This is a genomic window from Pseudomonas sp. NPDC086251, assembly GCF_044746405.1.
Classification (GTDB): domain Bacteria; phylum Pseudomonadota; class Gammaproteobacteria; order Pseudomonadales; family Pseudomonadaceae; genus Aquipseudomonas.
The window spans coordinates 109,025-128,587 of sequence record NZ_JBIVBY010000001.1 but is presented as its reverse complement, the minus strand read 5'-3'; the positions used below and the strand labels follow the sequence as shown (position 1 = coordinate 128,587).

The following is a 19,563-nucleotide window of genomic DNA, read 5'->3' as shown; positions in this document are numbered from 1 at the left end:
CCTCTTCGCGAGCAAGCCCGCTCCCACATTTGAAATGCATTCCCCTGTGGGAGCGGGCTTGCTCGCGAAGGGGCCAACTCGGTTCAAATAGACAACCGCACTGCCAGCGCCGCCAACGTCACCAACAAGACCGGCACCGTCAATACAATCCCGACCTTGAAGTAATACCCCCAGCCAATCCGAATGCTCTTGCGCTCCAGCACATGCAACCACAGCAACGTCGCCAAACTGCCAATCGGGGTGATTTTCGGCCCCAAATCGCTGCCGATGACGTTGGCGTAAATCATCGCCTCCTTCACCACACCCGTCGCCTGGCTGGCATCGATCGACAGCAAACCGATCAACACCGTCGGCAAGTTATTCATGATCGACGACAGCAGCGCCGTCAGCACGCCCGTGCCCATGGCCGCGCCCCAGATGCCGTAACCGGCAAAACCGTCCAGCCAACCGGCCAGATACCCGGTGAGCCCGGCGTTGCGCAGGCCGTAGACCACCAGGTACATGCCCAGCGAGAAAATCACGATGTGCCACGGTGCTTCCTTGATCACCTTGCGCGTGGAAATCTTGTGACCGCGGGCGGCGATGGCCAACAGCAACGCGGCGCACACCGCCGAGATCGCGCTGATCGGAATGCCCAACGGCTCCAAAGCAAAGCAGCCGAGCAACAGAATCACCAGCACCGCCCAACCGGCGTAGAACGTGGCTTTGTCGTGGATCGCGGTTTCCGGGTGCTCGAGTTGTTCGGGGTCGTAAGCCTTGGGGATGTCACGCCGGAAGAACCACATCAGCATGGCCAGGGTTGCTGCGACGCTGACCAGGTTGACCGGGACCATCACCGCCGCATAACGGTTGAAACCGATGTGGAAGAAGTCGGCGGAAACGATGTTCACCAGGTTCGACACCACCAGCGGCAGGCTTGCGGTGTCGGCAATGAAGCCGGCACCCATCACGAACGCCAGGGTCGCGGCCGGGGAAAAACGCAACGCCAGCAGCATGGAAATCACGATAGGCGTGAGAATCAGCGCCGCCCCGTCGTTGGCGAACAATGCGGAAACCAGCGCACCGAGCAGCACCATATAAGCAAACAGTTTACGTCCGCTGCCCCGCCCCCAACGCGCCACATGCAGCGCCGCCCAGGCAAAAAAACCGGCCTCGTCCAGCAACAGACTGATGATGATCAGCGCGACAAAGGTGCCGGTCGCATTCCAGATGATCTGCCACACCAGCGGAATGTCCGTCAGGTGCACGACCCCGAAGATCAGCGCCAACACCGCGCCGAGCACCGCGCTCCAGCCAACGCCGAGGCCTTTGGGTTGCCAGATCACCAACGTAATGGTCAGCAGGAAAATCAACGACGCGACAAGCATCCGGGGCAGCCTTTAAAGAGTGGAGAAAATCAGCAGCAGCGAACCGGCCGATCAGCCATCGCTTGCAAACGGGCGACATCGGCGGCGAGCCATTCAACGTTGGCGGCCAGCGCGCCCTGCAACAGGGTGATGACCCAAGGTGATAGTTGTGGGTGCAGGCGATAAAAAACCCACTGGCCCTGACGACGATCCGCCAGCAACCCGTTGCTGCGCAATTGCGCCAGATGACGCGAGATCTTCGGTTGACTGAGGTCGAGCCCGGCGGTCAGCTCGCACACGCACAACTCGCCTTCACGGGCGATCAGCAGCGCGATACGACTGCGCGTGTCATCGGCCAGGGCCTTGAAAACATCGACGGGACCACGAGGATCGGACATGAGGGAACACGCCTCTGGACAAACGAGGCGTGAATATATGGAATTTCGAATATGCAGTAAAGCAAAGACTGAAAAACACCGCGCCTTATGTAGCCGCTGGCGAAGCCTGCGTTCGGCGGCGAAGCCGTCGTAAATCCTGCTCGCGAGGTTTTCCTGATACACCGCGCGGCCTGATTTTACGACGGCTTCGCCGCCGAACGCAGGCTTCGCCAGCTGCTACAGAGGTCTTTGGTGGGTTTAAAAACGGATTACATGCCCTTCCATCGGGGCGGCCTGGCCATGAAACAGTCGGGAAATGACCTTCTGCGCCGCTTCATAGCCCTTGCTCTCAACCACTTCCAGCAATGGGTTTTCTACCGAAGTCACCTGTCGATAAAACTGCTGCAAGCCCTCGCCGATATGCCGACTGACGCCTTCCGGGCCCCAGTCGGCATTGCGCTTGCGGATCTGGATCGGCGCGAAAAAGAACACCGGTTGAGGCCCCTCGATGGCTGTCAGCCGAGCTTCACCGGTACTTTGCGCCGATCCGGCAAAGCAGCTGTAAACCAGCTGCCCGGCAAAATGCTGGTGCACCCGGTCACGTAGATCCAGGTCGCCGGAAAAATCCACATAAAGGGTTGGACGGTCATTTTCCAGGCTCGCCAATTCCGCGTACGACACCGTTCGCTCATAACAACCGAGCTTTTCGACAAACGCCTTGTTCCCCGCAGACGTCAGCGCCACGCGCTCCAGGCCGGGATGGTTGTCCAGACACACCGCCGTGCCGTAGGCGGTTTTGCTTGAAGCGCTGGAGAACACCAGTCGAGTCGCGCCAAAGAACTGTTTGTCCTGTAGGAAGTCCGCCAGCATCGACGAGGTCAGAAACAGCGGTTTGAGTAAAATCTGCAGGTTTTCGGTCGCGGGGCTGTAGTACGAATCCCAACTGCAACGGGTGTATTGGTTGTAAGCCGAGGTCAAACCTTGCCGATGCTCGGCAGCATCGTAAAACCCACGTTCAGTCACCCGCTCCGGGCGCATCCACAGATGGCTGGCAATCGGGAAATAGCCGTAGAAGCGCTCTCCGACTTCTACGCCCTCAACCGTTGAAGCAATGACATCGGCAAAGCCCCATGCCGGGACGTGGCCCCAGTCTGCCAACCCTGTAGGAAAGAACCCCCAGTAGTTCATCGAGTTGCCATAAGCGGCGTAGGTAATGTTGTTGGTGGTCAATGCACACCGGTCAATCTTGACGATCACCTCTCCGGGATTCGCAATCAGGCTACGTTGCTCCTGCTCGATTCGGCTTTCATCGAGGGCGTTTTTGCGCGTGATCAGCCGTGTTACCGTGCCTGGGCTTTGCATCTTTCAGACTCCTGCTATGACGATGTGGCGGGTAGCACCAGAGTAGTGGCAGCCGATGAAGAGCGGGTTCGGAAACTCCAGGGGCAACGCCCCGACCCTTAATCCCCGCGCAAAGCCGCTGAAACGGCCGCGTCAGGCGCGGGCGATTTTTACCGTCGAGGCCATTTACGAGGCCTTTGTTCGGATTTGGCAGCGCGATGGCTGGTCGGAGTTGACCACTCGCGAGGTGGCGCTGGAAGCCGGCGTTGCCATTGGCACGCTGTACGATTATTTCCCGAGCAAGGAAGCCTTGCTGTCGGGTTACATCCGACGTTGTCTGGATGCGTTGCTAGCGCGCCTGGATGAACAGGTCATACAAGCGAACGACCTGGACTGGCCAACCCGAATCGAACGCCTGATACGCCTGACCTGCGACCCTGGCGATGCCGGGCAACCGCTGTTTAACCATGAAGTGCTGGCGCTTGAACACCAGATCGCCGAATCCAAACATCATCGACGGGTGTACCAGGAGCTGTCGCAAAAATGGCGTGAAGCCTTTGCGGCCTGTAGCGACTTGCCCACACAACCGTCAGCAGCAACCATTGACGCCTGGGTGATCATGGCGTGGGGCGGGCGTCGGTATTGCGTCATGACGCAAGCGACGGCAGAGCAAGCCGCCGCATGGTTGTCGGAAATGCAAACGATGATCTGTAGCCGATTGCTGAACTCGCCGTAATCCCCCGCCCCACCCGTACCTGTACCTGTACCTGTAGGAGCAGAGCTTGCTCGCGAAAGCGGTGTATCAGTCCACATGGATGTTGGATGTGATGGCCTCTTCGCGAGCAAGCTCTGCTCCTACAGGTACAGGTACAGCGGTTGTTCACTCTTTCTTGTGCTGCTCGACCCATTGCCCGTAAGCATCGATGAATTTTTGCAGGAACGGCTTGAGCGACTCGGACAACTTGCCCGTTTCGTCGAACGCTGTGCCGGCGCCGCTGATGTACGCTTCCGGCTGCTGCATGCACGGCACATCGAGGAAAACCATCGACTGGCGCAGGTGGTGGTTGGCGCCAAAACCGCCGACCGCCCCCGGTGAAACACTGATCACCGCGCCGGGCTTGCCGCTCCAGGCGCTCTTGCCGTAGGGGCGCGAACCCACGTCAATCGCATTCTTCAAGGGCGCCGGCACCGAACGGTTGTATTCCGGCGTGACGAACAGCACCGCGTCGGATGAACTCACCTGTTGCCGAAAAGTGCTGTAGGCTGCCGGCGGTGAAGCACCATCGATGTCTTCGTTGTAGAGCGGCAGATCGCCAATTTCGACGATATTGAGCTTAAGATTGGCAGGCGCCAGGTCGGCCAGGGCCAGCGCCACCTTGCGATTGATCGATTCCTTTCTCAAGCTGCCGACCAGAACGGCGATCGTATAGACGTTGCTCATGGAAGTTTCTCGACTGTCCGAATAGAAAGAACTTGTAGTTATAGATGACGATTCACCCAGCGGACGGCTTAAAATCACCGCCCCTGACTATTTTTTTCCTGTAGGAAAACTTACCTCGCCCAACCACGGTCTACAGAGCCGCAAATTGAGTGATTTATCTCCAGAGGTTCTAAACAGATGGCAGCAGTACTCGTCGGTCAGTTCCATGCAAGAGACGCGGAAGGCCGCGTTTATTCCGTGCATGAGTTCCAGGAATCCATCCCGTCGGCAGACGGTCTCACCGGCTCGGTGCCTGTCACCACTTATAAGCTGGCCATTGGCGATCGCGTCAAGAAGCTCGATGAAAACCAGTTCCTGCTGGTCCAATCGGACGTCACGATCGTGCGTGAACCCGATACCTACGTTACGGGTGTGCCGGAAACCAACGTCGCTTCATAACCCAGTGTTATGAGCAGAAGTCATATGCGCGGACTTGGGGTAGGATTCAGCCACTGACTCCCTCACCTGCTGAACATGGACTTCACGCATGCGTTTACGTCATATCGAAGTGATCCAGGCTCTCTTGCAGACCGGTCACCTGGGCACCGCTGCCGAATGGTTGCAGTTGCCGGTGGCCGAGGTCGAACGCATTCTGCGCGACGCCGAGGATCAGTTGGGTTTCATGCTGTTTTCCAGCGTGCGTGGACGCCTGCAGGCCACGCGCGAGGCGCGGGAATTGCAGGTTGAAATCGCCCACGTCTATGACGCGCTCGAACCGGTGCAGCGCCTGGCCAATAGCCTCAAGCAATATCAGGCCCCGCCGCTACGCATCATTTGCACGCCGCCTCTGGCACAACAGCTGTTGCCACAGAGCATTGCTGCGCTACGTCGACGCTTGCCCGACGTACCTTGCAGCCTCCTGAGCCAACCCACCCGCGACATCGTCAGAAGCCTGCTGCTGCGTGAAAGCAATCTGGGCCTGAGCCTGCACGATCCCGATCACGCCGACATTCACTGCCAGGTGATTGCCCAGGGCAAATTGCAGCTGCTGGCGCCCCACGGCTGGTTGCAACCGAAACAGAAGTACATCTCGTTGCAAGACCTCGCCGGCCAGTCGATGGTCGGGCTGGAAGGTCATGATCCGCTGAGTCCGGCGCTCGACCACAAAATGCACACCCTGCGCCCTGCCCCGGTCATCCAGACCCGGGTCCAGACTCACCAGATGATGCGCAGCATGGTCGAGGCCGGCGAAGGCCTGGCCATCGTCGACCCCTTCACCGCCCTTGGCGCCAAATCGGCCGGACTGGATGCCTGCCCACTCGCGCCGGCAGTACAGATCAGCCTCTATGCGTTGACCCTGAAGAACGGCGAACCCACCCCGGCCGTTCAGGCCTTGCTCGACATCGTTACGGAACAAGCCGCGGCGATGCTGGCGAGCTGAACGGGTTTTCCAGCGGGTTATCGAACAAGCGATACCAGAACAGCGCCACTTCAGCGGTGTTTGGGTCGATGCCGCGATAACGCAGATGATCGACCCCGCCCACGACGTAACCGCAGCGCTCATACAATCGACAGGCGCCCAGGTTGTTGTTCTGGGTTTCGAGCATGATCCCCGGCAGTTTTTTCTTGCGACTCCAGAACTGCGCCACGTCCAGCAACGCCTTGGCCACGCCATGCCGGCGAGCCGGTGCATGCACCGCCAGTTCGTCGATATGAGCAAAGCCGTTCCAGTTGGTGCTGACCACCAGGTGACCCACCGGCTCATCATCGAGATACGCCATGAAGATCTCGCTGTCGGCCGCATCGCGGAAACTGCTGAATTCCTCGGGATCAATGCCGTAGCACTTTCGATAAGGGGTGATCGGCGTGACCGGCCACTGCTCCACCGGCCTGCCGATTTCGGCGGCGCCATAGGCGGCGACTTCAAAACTGAAATCACTGCCCCAGATGTAGGCTGCGAAGCCGTCGTCGGCAACGCGCACCGACAGCCCTGGGTATTTCGGATTCATAACCGGTTGCATACTGGGAAAGGTCCTCATTCCTTGATGCAATCGACGGTGTAATGCCGCCCATTGCCCTCATCTTCGTGTTGCAAGCCGTGCACATCGGCGACAAACCCTGGAAAGCTGCTGTCGAACGTACGGGCAAACGCCAGGTAATCGTTGATCGAACGGGTCGATTCGGTAAAACGCTCGCCGGGCATGATCAACGGGATCCCCGGCGGGTACGGCACCAGCATCACCGCGGCGATTCGCCCATCCAGGGCATCGATCGACACGGCTTCAACTTCACCACGCACCAACTGATCATAGGCGTCCGCTGGCTTCATGGCGATTTCCGGTAGCACGGTATACATGCGCTTGAGGTGTTTGGCCGTGGCATTGCTGCGATAACAGGCGTGCAATTGATCGCACAGATCGCGCAGGCCCATGCCTTGATAACGCGCAACGTTCTCTTGCGCCACGCACGGCAGGCAACTCGCCAGGCTGACGTTGGCGTCGTAGCTGCGTTTGAACTCCAGCAATTCGGTCAGCAGCGTGCTCCATTTGCCTTTGGTGATGCCCATGGAAAACAGCACCAGGAACGAATACAAACCGGTCTTCTCGACCACCAGCCCACGCTCCCAAAGGAATTTGCTGACGACGGCAGCCGGAATCCCGCGCTCGCTCAAGGCACCGCCGGCGGTCAGGCCCGGCATCACCAGGGTGACTTTGATCGGATCGAGCAGCACATAATCGTCCGTTACGCCGCCAAAGCCGTGCCAGTCGGCATCGGGTTGCAGCAGCCAGTCTTCGGTAATCACACGGTCGATGCCTTCCACCGATGGCGGCTGCCAGATGGAAAACCACCAGTCGTCCGCGGCGATGTGCTGACGCAGATTGGCCAGCGCCCGGCGAAAACTCAGGGCCTCGTCGAACATTTCCTGCAACAGCGAACGCCCCGCCGGGCCTTCCATCATCGCCGACGCCACATCCAGCGAAGCGATGATGCTGTACTGCGGCGAAGTCGAGATGTGCATCATGAACGCTTCGTTGAAGCGATCCCGGTCCAGCTGCCGTGCACCGCCGTCCTGGACATGAATCATCGAGGCCTGGCTGAACGCTGCCAGCAGTTTGTGCGTGGAATGGGTGCTGAACACCAGCGGGCCATCGTCACTGCGCGAAGTGCCCATGCCATAACGCCCGGCGAAGAACTCGTGAAACGCCGCGTAGGCGTACCAGGCTTCGTCGAAATGCAGCACCTCGACGCTGTTGCCCAGTTGCTGCTTGATCAGCTCAGCGTTGTAGCACAGGCCGTCATACGTCGAATTGGTCACCACCGCGAGTTTGACCTTGGGCGCCCGGCCCTTGGTCAGCGGGCTGGCGTCGATTTTGGCCTGGATAGATTCGCGGCTGAATTCGCTGAGCGGGATCGGGCCGATAATCCCCAGTTCATTGCGCTCAGGGCACAGGTACAACGGAATCGCGCCGGTCATGATGATCGAGTGCAGCACCGACTTGTGGCAGTTGCGATCCACCAGTACCAGATCGTCGCGAGCAACCATCGAGTGCCAGACGATCTTGTTCGCGGTTGAGGTGCCATTGATCACGAAAAAGGTGTGATCGGCGCCGAAGTTGCGCGCCGCACGGGCTTCCGCTTCCGCCAGCGGCCCGGTGTGATCGAGCAGCGAACCGAGTTCCGGCACCGACACCGACAAATCCGATCGCAGGGTGTTTTCGCCGAAGAACTGGTGAAACGCCTGCCCCACGGGGCTCTTGTGATACGCCACGCCGCCACCATGCCCGGGCGTGTGCCACGAATAATTGGAGTCGGCGGTGTGCTGCACCAGCGCCTTGAAAAACGGCGGCAACAGACCGTCCAGGTATTTGCGCGCGGCGCGGGCTACCTGACGGGCGAGGAATGGCACGGTGTCTTCGAACAGATAAAGGATGCCGCGCAGCTGATTGAGTTCAGCCATGGCGTCGGCGGGCGCGTTTTCCAGGGTCACTTGCTCGCCCAGGGCGAAGATCGGCAAATCCGGCGCTCGAACCCGCGCAAGGCCGATCAATTCGGCCATATTCTGTAACAAATGCGAGTGGGTGCTGGCGTCTTCGGAGGCAATCAACATGCAGGAGAGGCCGTGATGGGTCGACGCGACCAGGCGCCCTTCGGTGTAATTCACCGCCGAGACGATGCTGAAGCCTTCCTGCTCCAGCTCACGGGCGATGCCACGCACGCGATCGCCGGCAACGGTGTCGGCCTTGATGTCGCGATGGACGATCAGGACCGGGAATTTCAAATCTTTATACATGAGGCTCAGTGTCCTGAGGCGGCAGGTTGTGGCCTGCCAATCACCTCAGGGTAGAGGGTTGAGGCGGATGTGGCGAGTGTCATGCACTGAAATGGGTCGTTGGGGGGCGGCACGCTTAAGATCAAAAGATCGCAGCCTCGTTTTACTCGACAGCTCCTACAGGGTTACGCATTCCCTTGTAGGAGCTGTCGAGTGAAACGAGGCTGCGATCTTTTTCGAAGGGTCTACGCCTGAGCCTTGGCCTCGGCCAATTGCTGCCACAACGACGGAGCGCCGGCCGATTTGGCGATAGCTTCCAGACGGGCCACGTGTTGCGCCAGGTCGTCTTCGCTGGCGGGGATGATCCGAGTCGGCTGACGGTCAGCCGGCAAGCGGCGGATTTCGGTCGCCGAGTTGTCCGCGCCTTCACCGGAACCATTGCCATCGGACGCATTACCGGCCAGGGACAGGCTGGTCTGGCCACCGGTCATGGTCAGGTAAACGTCGGCGAGAATCTCGGAGTCGAGCAAGGCGCCGTGGAGTTCACGGCCGGAGTTGTCGACGCCATAGCGTTTGCACAAGGCATCGAGGCTGTTGCGCTGCCCGGGGTGACGTTCCCGGGCCATCATCAAGGTGTCGAGGATCGAGCAGTGCTGGGTGATGTCCGCGCGATCGTGCTGGCCCATCAGGGCGAATTCGTTGTTGATGAAACCAACGTCGAACGCCGCGTTATGGATGATCAGCTGTGCGCCCTTGATGAATTCGAAAAACTCATCGGCCACTTCGGTGAAACGCGGTTTGCCCACCAGGAATTCGTTGGTGATGCCGTGGACGCCGATGGCGCCTTCGTCACTTTCGCGATCCGGTTGCAGGTAAACGTGGAAATGCCGGCCCGTCAGGCGCCGACCGATCAACTCGACACAACCGATTTCGATAATCCGGTGGCCGTCGGTCACCGGCATGCCGGTGGTTTCGGTATCGAGTACTACCATCCTGTTAGCTATAGTTTTGTTAACCGTCATCGCATCGTCGCCTCTAAATACGCGTTAAATCTTAACATATCGTCAGAAAATCGCCGCACGAACGTACGATCAGTCGTAAACAGCAGTTGACATTCTCTTCCACTACGCCGAGGTGTAAATATGAATTATACGGTTAAGACCTTCATTGCGAGTGGCGGCGAACGGTTCTCTCAACTCTACGAAGCAGATGCCCCAGGCTTTCCTTTATTTTACCCAACCGCTTTCATTGTCCGCTCGCTCAGGTCCGTCACTACTCACGAAACTCAAAAGGTATACCTTGCAGCGCTCAAAAGAGTCTGTGAATGGGAGTCCAGCAGGAAAATCGACCTGGCCATGAATTTCCACAACCGCAAATTTCTCAGCGCTGCGGAGATTGATGATCTAACGAGTTATCTGCGTGCCAGTAAGTCTCGAGGTAAGGGAGAGGTCATCAGCAGCACTAAGTACAACACGTATCTTTCCTATGCATCTGGATACATTCGCTGGCTCACGCAGCAAGTTATAACCGACTCCAACACAGACAAGGTAAGGAATGCCGTTGAGGAGCAACACACCATGCTTCTCCGAAGAAAAAGGCGCAGGGCAGGATCGAGAGCCGGAAGGGAGCAACGGATTGTCGCGTTGAAACTACCTGCCGAAACTCATAATCGGCTACTAGATCTGTTCGACAGCCCCTTTGAGAGCCTTCAGCAAGTACGAAACTCAGGCGCTAGACTTCGCAATGTTTTGATGCTGCGTGTTCTATACGAAACTGGAATGCGATTCGGCGAACTGTTAAGCCTGAAACTCAGGCATTTCATCGAAGCCGGTGGCGGTGATAGCGCGTACTTAGACATTGAGCGCAACCACCATGATGAGTTAGATACTCGGTTAAATCAACCAGTTGCTAAAACTATGGGCCGCAGGGTACCGATCTCGAAGTGCCTCGAAGAGCAGCTGATTGAGTATCGAGACAACTGGCGAGCAGAAATATTAAACGTAGGATTCTTGGAAGAAAGCTTTATTTTTGTCGTCCATCGCGGTGGGCGCAGCCAGGGAAATGCGCTTCCCAAGACATCATTCAGCACAGGACTTGCCAACCTCAAACAAGTGTTTTATGCACTTACTCCTATTCATCCTCATCTCCTACGACACGACTGGAATTATCGCTTTTCTCAGCTAGCAGATAGAGAAGGCATCCCATTTGAGGAAGAGAGGGTTATTAGGGAACAACTGATGGGTTGGGTACCAGGTTCGCCCATGTCAAGGCGCTACGACAGCCGCCATATTGAAGAAAAATCAAATGAAATAGGCCGAAAAATCGCGTCTGACACTTCACGGATTTCAAAATGAAAATTAAAGCTTCGTTAACAGACACACCTATGTTTTTTGATTCCGATCTCACGCGCACTGAGCGTTCAGACTTGCAAAATATGCAACTTTATTGGGGTGGCGATGTTCTTGTTCATACAGGTCAGGATAGATTTATTTTCACCAAGGCACTAATGAAACTCAACCCATCACTAAAAGAGTCATTCAAACAGCACTTAATATTATTTTCGAGCAATGGCTGTTATGCGAAATGCACTTACAGAGGGATCATCTCAGCGCTGGCAAGAGGATTAAAAACATACCCCACCAGTTCCTTTGACACTAACTGGATAGCAAAAGCCTTGACCTGCCCATCGTTTCATAGAAGCAAGTGGGCAATCGTTGAATTTTTCCTGCTATGGCAAGAACGTGATAATACGGTGATCAGTACAGATGCGCTGCGATTGTTAAAGGACACTAATCCCAAGCGCGCAGGACCACGTAACGTACTTTCAGACGACCCAACAAAAAGCTGGCTTACCGAACAAGAGTATGAATGCTTGCTGGGAGCTGTATGGAATAATTATGACAAGGGTATTTCCGGCACGCAGGTGACGCTCATCAAACTGCTATCGATGCAGTACGCACGAAGACCTATACAGATCGCATATCTTAAAATCGGAGATATCCGGAAACATGCTGAATCGAACAACACTGGACTTAAGGGAAAATTCATTTTTTTTCCGGGTGCAAAAGACTCAACTTCAGTAACAGGTTTTCGCGACAGTAAATTCGAACCCCATCCTCTCGCCGACCACTTGTGGGATCTATGCCATATTCAATGTCGGGAGGTCAAATCCCTCTACGAGAATATCTTGGGATTTTCTCTCACGCACGATCAACTTAACAAACTACCTCTATTTTGCAGCGAGCCGCGCGCCAAGCAGGCTCTAAAAATAATTGCAGGTCAACTTCAAATCAATATTTTAGAAAACCTAGACAGCGAGCTATTTCATCTGCGGAAGTCTTGTATTTCTTACATTCTCAGATGGGCAGGTAACTCTCCGATTAGCAGCTATGGTGCATCAAAATCCTACCGATTGTTACCTGCAAAGCCACCGATCAGCGCTCGCACTGGCCAAGCAATGGTTGTGAGTGCCACACGAATGCGCCATACCCGTGCAAGACAGCTCGCTCGACAGGGCATACCCCATCACATGCTTTCTCACTGGCTGGGGCATTCGTCTGAGCATTCTCTGGCCGCCTATTACAACGATCCTGCCGAACAAGCGCGGCAACTGGACGAAGCAATGGCACCAGCATTAGCACCATTTGCAATGGCGTTTGCAGGAACTTTAATCGACTCCACCGATCAGGTTTCTAGACCTAGAGATCAATCTAGCAAGTTGGAGTTCGACCACGAAGGGAAACTCAAAAGTGTAGGTCACTGTGGAAAACTCAGCTTTTGCGCAACAACCTCAATACCTATTCCCTGCTACCGCTGCAAACATTTCGAACCTTTTGTCGATGCGCCACATCAGGAGGTACTAGAGGCGCTGATACAGCGACAAGCAGCCGAAAAACAAGTAATTAAAATTGGAGGCTCGAGAAATCTTCTAATCCCTATAGATCTCTCAGCTGACATCCACGCTGTAGAAAATTGCATTGCCCGTTGCAATGCGCGCACTATCGAAAAAGGGCGATGAACCTATGAGCAAAATCGTTAATTTCACTCCAAAACACGAGCTGTCTGCTCAGCAGAATCTTCGCGACTTCATTGTTATGGCAAGAGAAAGCCTGACGCTTTGGGCTGATCTGGAAGGTTTCGCTTGGGACTCAGTCAGATGGCCAACAACAGATACTGCCATCCGTTTCACTTGCTTTGAACACCGAAATTTGCATCCCAGCAGATACCCCGAAAAGCACCAAGTGATGCATCCTGAATTTGCCGAGGTTGCCAAAGCTTATTTACGCTATAAATGTACTCTGCGCCCACAAAAAAGAGGCCAGGCCGAGATGCTAGCGCTTCGGACGATAGAATACGTATTACGCCAAGACATGTTAGTGCCCGATATCACTAAGTTTGGGCAACGTCACTGGGAAGCGGCGGTAAGCACCCTTGAACCTTTAACCACTCGCCAAGAAACCTGTTGTTTCATCCTCACCATTTTGAAGACACTTGCAGATTTTTGCATACTAACGGTCGACCCGAGCTTCTGGAAGCATCCTTACCGGCGCTTGAATGGTTATAACGCCGCGAACGGGACAAATGCACCGAACGAAGCGAGATCGAAGAAAGCACCGGAACAAGACACACTATTGGCCATTGCCGAGGTGTTTTCGCAAGGCACAAATGCATCGCAAGAGGACAGCGATATAATGGTTACTTGCGTAACAGGGATTCTATTAAGCGCACCTATGCGAATTGGTGAGACTCTGCGCCTTCGTACTGATTGCTTGCACGAGGCCATGGACAAAAATGGGGATCTTCAATACTACCTGGCATACTGGGTACCGAAGTCGCGACACTTCGCCCGCAAGGCTATCCCGAAGACAATGTCTGCGATCACCAAAGAGGCCATTAAACGGCTCAGCGAAATCACCATGGATGGGCGCCTATTAGCGCGTTATATGGAGACTGATCCACTCCACTTCTACCGACACACCGATTGCCCCAATGTCCCTGATGACCAAGAACTTAGCCGCGATCAAGTGGCCAAAGCGCTTGGCTTTGCAAGCCGGAAAAGTAGTGAGGATTTTATAAAGAAGCACACCAACAGCTACTCGTTGACAGGATTCACTCTGGATTCCTTGTGGAAAATAGTGCTGATCGAACACCGCGCACGTAACCCACATTTTCCATTCCAAGAAGCTCCATACAATTCAGTGCAACTACCTCTCAGAATGTCAGATTCCCTGATGTGCTTTAGGCGATTACAGTTGGCGAAGCTTACGACTAGCCCTGTATTATTGGCGCCGTACACCAATCTCACCTATGGGCAACACTTAGCGACCGAGGGCAAGGCTGCTGAGTCCATGAATTTCTTCAACAGGAACGGCTATGGCAACATAAAGCTTTTATCTCATACCCTCCGCCACCTTCTCAACAGGCTCGGGCGCAGCAGCGGCATCTCAGTAGACATGCTTACCGAATGGAGTAGTCGCGCCCATTCACAGCAGACACGCACTTACCTGCACGACGACCCGATTAAAGCGGCCTCGAAAGGAGCTGTTCTGCTCGGGACCGCTCAAGAGCAGGCCCCCATGGAACCTGTTTCCAATGAAGAAGTAGAGCATTATGGTCAAGGGCCATTCCATCGCAGCCGCTATGGTATATGTCGACGAAGCTGGAGAGCTGGGCCCTGCAACAAATTCGCCGACTGCCTCAATTGCTCAGAACTACTTATGTGCAAGGGCGACAGAATAGCCGCCAAAATTATCAAATTGGATCGGGACAATCTCGTACTGACTTACACGGCCGCACAACAGGCGATAGCGGAAGGCGAGCGGGCTGCCTCGCTCTGGACTGAGAAGGCAGGACCGCAGATTGATAGACTCAACCAACTGCTTGCCATCCTGCACAACCCTGAAATACCTGACGGCAGCCCTATCGAAATGGCCGGAGAAGACTTCAGTCATGAAAGATTGATTGTGTCCGAGAAAGCTGAAGCAGCAGGCGTAAAGTTGCTAGACAAGAATAAACTACGCATTACTTACGGCGATGGTCTACTGGCTTGCCTGGAGTTACTTAGGAGTTCCGATAATGCCTAAAACTATCACAGAGCAGCATGAAAGAAAAATTGCTCAGACGATCCGTAATTGGGCAGTCGAGAATGCGCTGGATTGGAATGCTGTCTGCACTGCTGCACAAAGCATATTGGGGTGGGATAAACCTCCAACACGTCAGGCACTCGACAAAAAAATAGCGATAAAAGTCGCTTATAAAAATAAGAAACAATATCTTAAGATAGAAAAACAGAAGCTCTCGGACATGCCAAGGCCACGGAGCACGCTGGATGCCATGAAAAAGATTTCTAGACTTCAGGCAGAGAATGATGAATTAAAGGCAGAGCTTGCTAGGATGGCCGAAATCGCAAACAGACTCATCTACAACGCAACCATTGCAGGCCTTACACGAGAGCGACTGATGGCGCCCCTTCCGACAATTCGTGAACCACAGCCACGCAAAATGTGAATTCAGTGATCGTTGAAAGTAACTCTTGTATTTTCTGACCTAGTACGCCGTCTGGATCTCGAAGTGAGGCAGCCTCAAGGTTTCGCACACAGCGTTTAGACATAGCCGCATCACTAATACACCGCGAGGGAGGCCTAGGTGCTAATTTTTGAACCCGCCGTTAGCACTTTGATAATTCGAATAAATTGCTACCTAATTGATCGACTCCATCGCCCTACGACGAAAGATTCAAATGTCACCCCTGCCCCCTTTGTCAACGTTTGATGGCAGCTCCATTAGTTGAAGCTCCTCTTGCACGCGGGATAGGAATCTCCTGACATCCCCGGTGTTTTCTTTCCGCATATAGCATGCCGCCACCAAGCTGACCGGATGGATGGCTAGAACGCTGCACAGCTCTTCGAGCTTATCAAGCGTCGGACTGGTGCCACCTCGCTCGAGCAAGCTGACATTAGTTCGACTACTGACAAGCGCAAAATCCTCCTGCGTGAGGCTTTTCTGAAGGCGAACCTGCCTCAGCGTTGCCCCAAATGCTTTTCTCAGTTCCATTTTGCAATCTCACAAAAGGAACGATAAGGCTTCATTGCACAATATATGACTACAACATATATTGGTCATTTGTGATGCGGAGAGGTTTGCTATGAAACGGGACCATGGACGATCGATGATCTTTTCCAGCCTATTCAACGACGATTTTCTTGCCCGCCCCTTCGTTCGACAGACGGTAATGTGTCCATGGTTTTATCTGCAAGCGGAGGTTCGTGAAGGCAAGGAGATCGTGGGTGAGATGCTCATGGTCCCTTCGTTTGACTCTCTGAAAGATATCCTTGAACAGCAGCATGACTCCTTTCGAATCCGGTCTATCCACTATGTCACCCCTAGTTTTGTCAACAAAACTGGTCAGTGGTGCATGGAGCCTCTTCTGGAGGCGAGCGAAGCGATCGGTCAGAGTGGAGAGAAAATACCCATTTTGACAGTTGCGGGGCGGACGTATTCGCCAATGGACATCAGCACCGAGATAGACTTCACGAACGTTAAGGTATTGTTCACCCACAAAACGGACTGATATGACTGATTTTTTGTAGGTGGGCTGCGCCTCAGTCGTGGAGGTCTGCCTTGCTCGTTCAGCTCTGACTTACTCGGATGCGGTATACAACGTAATCTTTCCGCAGTGATGCGACCACAAAAATTCGCCACCTGAACCAAGCTAGTTCCGATGTTTCACATCATCGGTTATCAGTCACGTGGCGATGGATCGCTCAAAATCTTCGTGAACTTCAAGGGATTGCCGGCGAAGGCGGTACCTTCTACCTTACTAAAAGCATCAACAGCATCGACGTTAAAAAAACTACGATACTTGGATGATTTTTGTAGACGCTCAAGCTTGGCTCGGGCAGTAGCTGCTGTATCGCTATCGACTTTAGCGCTCATTCTTTGCCACCTTTTCAAAGCACCGATACGTAAAAAACCTGATGGACACCTTGTCCGCGCATTCGATACACGTTTCGAGGATTTTGGATGACATCACCTCCTAACATCCAAAAAAACGTCACTTTTTTCGGAGACGAGATTCTTGTTCAGTGAAATCAAAACTCAATCCTGCGAGTGGGCCACACGGTTCTTGATCTGGATGACAATGGAGCAATCTTTCCCGTAAATCGTGATCCAGTTTATTGAGTTTATCGAGTGCTTGGAGAGCCTCGCCGTCATCAACCTCCGCGTCTGACTCACTGTCCCCGTCCTCAGGCACCAAAGACTCAGGGCTAGTCAAATAAAGAGCGAGTAATTTATGGTGTGGGTAGCGATTCTCAAAATCCCTGACCAACCCCTTGAAAATGCTTTCACCCGTGGGTGTGCCAGCAACTCGGCGAATCACATAGTCAGCGATAGCCAGGCGCACCTCGATCTCGTTTGAATCGAGTGGAAGATCCTCGTACCCATCTTCAAACCGGCTATAGGGACGACATCCAACGGGCTTATCGGTCATCGTTCAGAGTTCCTGCGTGGGTTGACTTTGATAGGTCAAATGACCGTACACGAAACTCCGGCATAACGATTGAAGTGATCGCTTTTGCGGTATTTCGACGCTATCTTCAAAGTACGTCAACTCCAAAAAAAATAAAACCACCGGAATCTTGTGTACGGTCAGTGAAATCCAGGAGAGAACGCATTGCGCTCTCTTTCAAGCTGGAGCGCTCTGGCATCCCATCAGCTTAGGCTTTAGTCAATCAGCGAGTGAGGCATCACATGAGTAATCGCAACAAGCATTCAGGAGAAGCTAGTTTTGACGAGATATTGATGATCAAGCGTCGAGCCAGGGACAGGCTTGTTGATGCGGGGTACGCAGCAGATCGTGAAAGCCTTGAGCTCGCAGCGGAACATATCAAAGCGGTTCTACGTGGCAACTCACCAATTCCACGGCCACACCGATTTAGCTGCCTCGATAACGAGAAGTGAAACGCCACGCTAGCTCTACAAACTAAATAGTCGAAAAATGGTAACTAATAGACTGAATTCCAGCGCCTGAACTCTATTGAAGCGTTAGTTTGCGGAAGCCAACCGTGTTGTGACCATACAAGGGTGCACTCACCTACCGTTGTGTAACGCAGGAAACACTATTGATGAGGTTCACACCAAGCCATCCAACAGACCATCTTCGCGTAGAAGGTCAACTATCTCCTGTTCTTCGATCGTATAGACACCACGAGACGTTTTCCAGACCAGTTTCTTTTCTTGCAGTGCCATGAGCGCTAGCTGCACATCTGGCAGTTCAACCTTCGGCTCGCTTGTGGCTATGCCAGCTTTCTGTATCGCTTTGGCATACAACTCCATAGTCGAGCATTCGAAGGGCGCGAAACCATCGCCCTTCGCACCCATCACACGAATGACTGCAGACTGCAATGGAGTGAGGCTACGAATCACCGTCTTAAGATTCGCATGGAGTGCTACAGCTTGCGCTCGGACAAGCTCGGCAAAACGCACCAAGATGGTTTTAGGGTCCACGGTGAGATCGAAGCGGATACCGTCTGCGGCTGCGCTGAGAAGCTCAGGCCGATAGCCGCTCTCTTGAAACAACTGGAATACATCTGAAGGGTCGAGATCCTGTGGAAGGTCAAGTCCCTTGCAGTGCCAGTCAACGAAGTCTTCATCCAGCATTGGGAACTGCACCATTGAAGCCCCAAAAAACGCCTCATCGCTGCTGTTTCGAAGCATGGCAAGCTTGTTTCGGTTCGATCCGATGCAAACAATACGGAGACCATAATGCTGCGAACTGTTAAGTTCGTCTCTGGCCACCTTTAGCGCAAAAAGCGCTGCGACGCCTTCCTCTGACGTGATCGCATGTTGGGCTTCGTCGATTATCAGCACTATGAGTTGTTTCGACTCATCGGACAGTGCTTCAAACGCCTTGGTAAGATCAATTTCCTTCCCGAGCCCAATGTTGTTCACGTCAAAATTAACGCGAGCGACACCTACCGTTTCCAGCCCGGATGCTTCCGCCAATTGGCTGATGAGTTTCTCGTTAAGTCCAATAGCTTCTCGGACAGTCTCGACGATGACAGCTCCTGGATCTTTCGTCAGATCCTTCCAAAGATCGGCGTACAACACAATGGCTCCGGCGTCCTCCAAGGCAGGCCACAAATCTTCGCGGGCGAAAGTGGACTTCCCGGTGCGGCGTGGCGCTGTCATGAAGACACCTGACGCAGCGGCACTGCCTACCGCCACTTGCGTTATCAGCTTAGTGAGCCGCTCAGACAGCGCCCGACGACGGTAAAAATATTTCTGCGACATTGTTGGCCTTTGATGGGATCCATAGGGAATCAAGGAATTGAAGCCCTAATTTGAGCGTGATCTAGCATCGCGTCCAGTCAGCGTTGAAAGTAACTATATGTTAACGGTCAAAAAATCAGCAAAGATAATGGACTCAGTTTCGTTTTATCTCTTTTTGACCAGACGCGCAGCGCTGACCAACCCCTCCAGCCAATCTTGATGCCCATTGATCATTGGGTTCGGCCGCGCCATGGCGAGTTCTTTGGCGAGTTTTCCCTTCTGGGTTTCTTGGGTGAGGATTCGAACTCGACCACCCGACAAATCTTCGATTAGCCAAGCATGGTACACATTCAAGCGAGTGTCGCCCTCGCCCGCCCAGCCGTGCCAGGCTACGAGTTGTTTTCCGTCCATGCGACAGGCAGCAATCGATTTATGCCCTTCACGAAAGGCAGAAACCGGCCAAAAGCGGACGCTTCAGGCCGTTTCGCGTCCCCTCTTATTTAAAGAAAATCCAGGCGATTAGCACGGGTCAATTAT

21 protein-coding genes are annotated in these 19,563 nt (G+C 54.1%); 9 read left to right on the top strand and 12 right to left on the bottom strand.

Features of this window, described 5'->3' with window-relative positions; all coding sequences use genetic code 11:
• Positions 1-83 precede the first annotated feature (83 nt).
• The 3 genes from ACIPL2_RS00665 to ACIPL2_RS00655 form a co-directional block, all read right to left on the bottom strand.
• The gene (locus ACIPL2_RS00665; protein WP_401351930.1) at positions 84-1,367 is read right to left on the bottom strand and encodes an arsenic transporter; all 1,284 of its coding nucleotides are present in this window, start codon (positions 1,365-1,367) and stop codon (positions 84-86) included.
• Positions 1,368-1,396: 29 nt separating this feature from the next.
• Entirely contained in the window at positions 1,397-1,744 is a 348-nt protein-coding gene (locus tag ACIPL2_RS00660) for a metalloregulator ArsR/SmtB family transcription factor (RefSeq protein WP_401351927.1), read from the bottom strand.
• Between the two features lie 237 nt (positions 1,745-1,981).
• Complete coding sequence (locus ACIPL2_RS00655; protein WP_401351925.1) at positions 1,982-3,085, bottom strand: DUF2855 family protein; 1,104 nt, start codon at positions 3,083-3,085, stop codon at positions 1,982-1,984.
• A gap of 55 nt (positions 3,086-3,140) precedes the next feature.
• On the opposite strand from ACIPL2_RS00655, the gene ACIPL2_RS00650 reads away from it, so the two are divergent.
• Complete coding sequence (locus tag ACIPL2_RS00650) at positions 3,141-3,800, top strand: TetR/AcrR family transcriptional regulator (protein ID WP_401351922.1); 660 nt, start codon at positions 3,141-3,143, stop codon at positions 3,798-3,800.
• Positions 3,801-3,944: 144 nt separating this feature from the next.
• Here the strand turns inward: ACIPL2_RS00650 and ACIPL2_RS00645 are convergent, their stop codons facing one another.
• Positions 3,945-4,505 (bottom strand): NADPH-dependent FMN reductase, encoded by a 561-nt coding sequence (locus tag ACIPL2_RS00645; protein WP_401351920.1) that lies wholly within the window; start codon positions 4,503-4,505, stop codon positions 3,945-3,947.
• 177 nt (positions 4,506-4,682) lie between these two features.
• On the opposite strand from ACIPL2_RS00645, the gene ACIPL2_RS00640 reads away from it, so the two are divergent.
• Together ACIPL2_RS00640 and ACIPL2_RS00635 are read left to right on the top strand one after the other, a co-directional pair.
• On the top strand, positions 4,683-4,943 hold the full coding sequence (locus ACIPL2_RS00640; protein ID WP_401351918.1) for a hypothetical protein: 261 nt from the start codon (positions 4,683-4,685) through the stop codon (positions 4,941-4,943).
• A gap of 88 nt (positions 4,944-5,031) precedes the next feature.
• On the top strand, positions 5,032-5,925 hold the full coding sequence (locus ACIPL2_RS00635) for a LysR family transcriptional regulator (RefSeq protein WP_401351915.1): 894 nt from the start codon (positions 5,032-5,034) through the stop codon (positions 5,923-5,925).
• Here ACIPL2_RS00635 and ACIPL2_RS00630 read toward each other — a convergent pair.
• The 3 genes from ACIPL2_RS00630 to dnaQ form a co-directional block, all read right to left on the bottom strand.
• Positions 5,891-6,505, bottom strand: coding sequence for a GNAT family N-acetyltransferase (locus tag ACIPL2_RS00630; RefSeq protein WP_401351912.1), 615 nt, complete (start codon positions 6,503-6,505; stop codon positions 5,891-5,893). The genes ACIPL2_RS00635 and ACIPL2_RS00630 overlap by 35 nt on opposite strands.
• Positions 6,506-6,519: 14 nt before the next feature.
• Positions 6,520-8,775 carry an Orn/Lys/Arg decarboxylase N-terminal domain-containing protein gene (locus ACIPL2_RS00625; protein ID WP_401351910.1) on the bottom strand — a complete coding sequence of 752 codons (2,256 nt, stop codon included), beginning with the start codon at positions 8,773-8,775 and terminating at the stop codon, positions 6,520-6,522.
• A 224-nt stretch (positions 8,776-8,999) separates the two neighbouring features.
• Complete coding sequence (gene dnaQ, locus ACIPL2_RS00620) at positions 9,000-9,776, bottom strand: DNA polymerase III subunit epsilon (protein WP_401351907.1); 777 nt, start codon at positions 9,774-9,776, stop codon at positions 9,000-9,002.
• 120 nt (positions 9,777-9,896) lie between these two features.
• Here dnaQ and ACIPL2_RS00615 point away from each other — a divergent pair, with 120 nt between their 5' ends.
• The 4 genes from ACIPL2_RS00615 to ACIPL2_RS00600 are packed head-to-tail and all read left to right on the top strand — an operon-like array spanning position 9,897 to position 15,261.
• Positions 9,897-11,108, top strand: coding sequence for a tyrosine-type recombinase/integrase (locus ACIPL2_RS00615; protein WP_401351904.1), 1,212 nt, complete (start codon positions 9,897-9,899; stop codon positions 11,106-11,108).
• Entirely contained in the window at positions 11,105-12,772 is a 1,668-nt protein-coding gene (locus tag ACIPL2_RS00610; protein WP_401351901.1) for a site-specific integrase, read from the top strand. Before ACIPL2_RS00615 ends, ACIPL2_RS00610 begins: the two co-directional genes overlap by 4 nt.
• Before the next feature lie 4 nt (positions 12,773-12,776).
• Positions 12,777-14,837, top strand: a complete 2,061-nt coding sequence (locus ACIPL2_RS00605) for an integrase (protein ID WP_401351898.1) — start codon at positions 12,777-12,779, stop codon at positions 14,835-14,837.
• Positions 14,830-15,261 (top strand): hypothetical protein, encoded by a 432-nt coding sequence (locus ACIPL2_RS00600; protein WP_401351895.1) that lies wholly within the window; start codon positions 14,830-14,832, stop codon positions 15,259-15,261. The genes ACIPL2_RS00605 and ACIPL2_RS00600 overlap by 8 nt, the downstream gene beginning before the upstream one ends.
• Before the next feature lie 228 nt (positions 15,262-15,489).
• Here the strand turns inward: ACIPL2_RS00600 and ACIPL2_RS00595 are convergent, their stop codons facing one another.
• A complete protein-coding gene (locus ACIPL2_RS00595; protein ID WP_401351893.1) occupies positions 15,490-15,807 on the bottom strand; it encodes a helix-turn-helix domain-containing protein in 318 nt (105 codons plus the stop codon).
• A 115-nt stretch (positions 15,808-15,922) separates the two neighbouring features.
• On the opposite strand from ACIPL2_RS00595, the gene ACIPL2_RS00590 reads away from it, so the two are divergent.
• Positions 15,923-16,324: a hypothetical protein gene (locus ACIPL2_RS00590; RefSeq protein WP_401351890.1), complete on the top strand. Its 402-nt coding sequence runs from the start codon at positions 15,923-15,925 to the stop codon at positions 16,322-16,324.
• Positions 16,325-16,494: 170 nt separating this feature from the next.
• On the opposite strand, the gene ACIPL2_RS00585 is transcribed toward ACIPL2_RS00590, so the two are convergent.
• On the bottom strand, positions 16,495-16,689 hold the full coding sequence (locus ACIPL2_RS00585; protein ID WP_401351887.1) for a hypothetical protein: 195 nt from the start codon (positions 16,687-16,689) through the stop codon (positions 16,495-16,497).
• A 118-nt stretch (positions 16,690-16,807) separates the two neighbouring features.
• A complete protein-coding gene (locus ACIPL2_RS00580) occupies positions 16,808-17,245 on the bottom strand; it encodes a hypothetical protein (RefSeq protein WP_401351884.1) in 438 nt (145 codons plus the stop codon).
• 260 nt (positions 17,246-17,505) lie between these two features.
• Here ACIPL2_RS00580 and ACIPL2_RS00575 point away from each other — a divergent pair, with 260 nt between their 5' ends.
• On the top strand, positions 17,506-17,715 hold the full coding sequence (locus ACIPL2_RS00575) for a hypothetical protein (protein ID WP_401351883.1): 210 nt from the start codon (positions 17,506-17,508) through the stop codon (positions 17,713-17,715).
• Between the two features lie 171 nt (positions 17,716-17,886).
• Here ACIPL2_RS00575 and ACIPL2_RS00570 read toward each other — a convergent pair whose 3' ends face one another.
• Both ACIPL2_RS00570 and ACIPL2_RS00565 read right to left on the bottom strand, forming a co-directional pair.
• Entirely contained in the window at positions 17,887-18,945 is a 1,059-nt protein-coding gene (locus ACIPL2_RS00570; RefSeq protein WP_401351881.1) for an ATP-binding protein, read from the bottom strand.
• A gap of 246 nt (positions 18,946-19,191) precedes the next feature.
• Positions 19,192-19,437 (bottom strand): hypothetical protein, encoded by a 246-nt coding sequence (locus ACIPL2_RS00565; RefSeq protein ID WP_401351879.1) that lies wholly within the window; start codon positions 19,435-19,437, stop codon positions 19,192-19,194.
• Positions 19,438-19,563 lie beyond the last annotated feature (126 nt).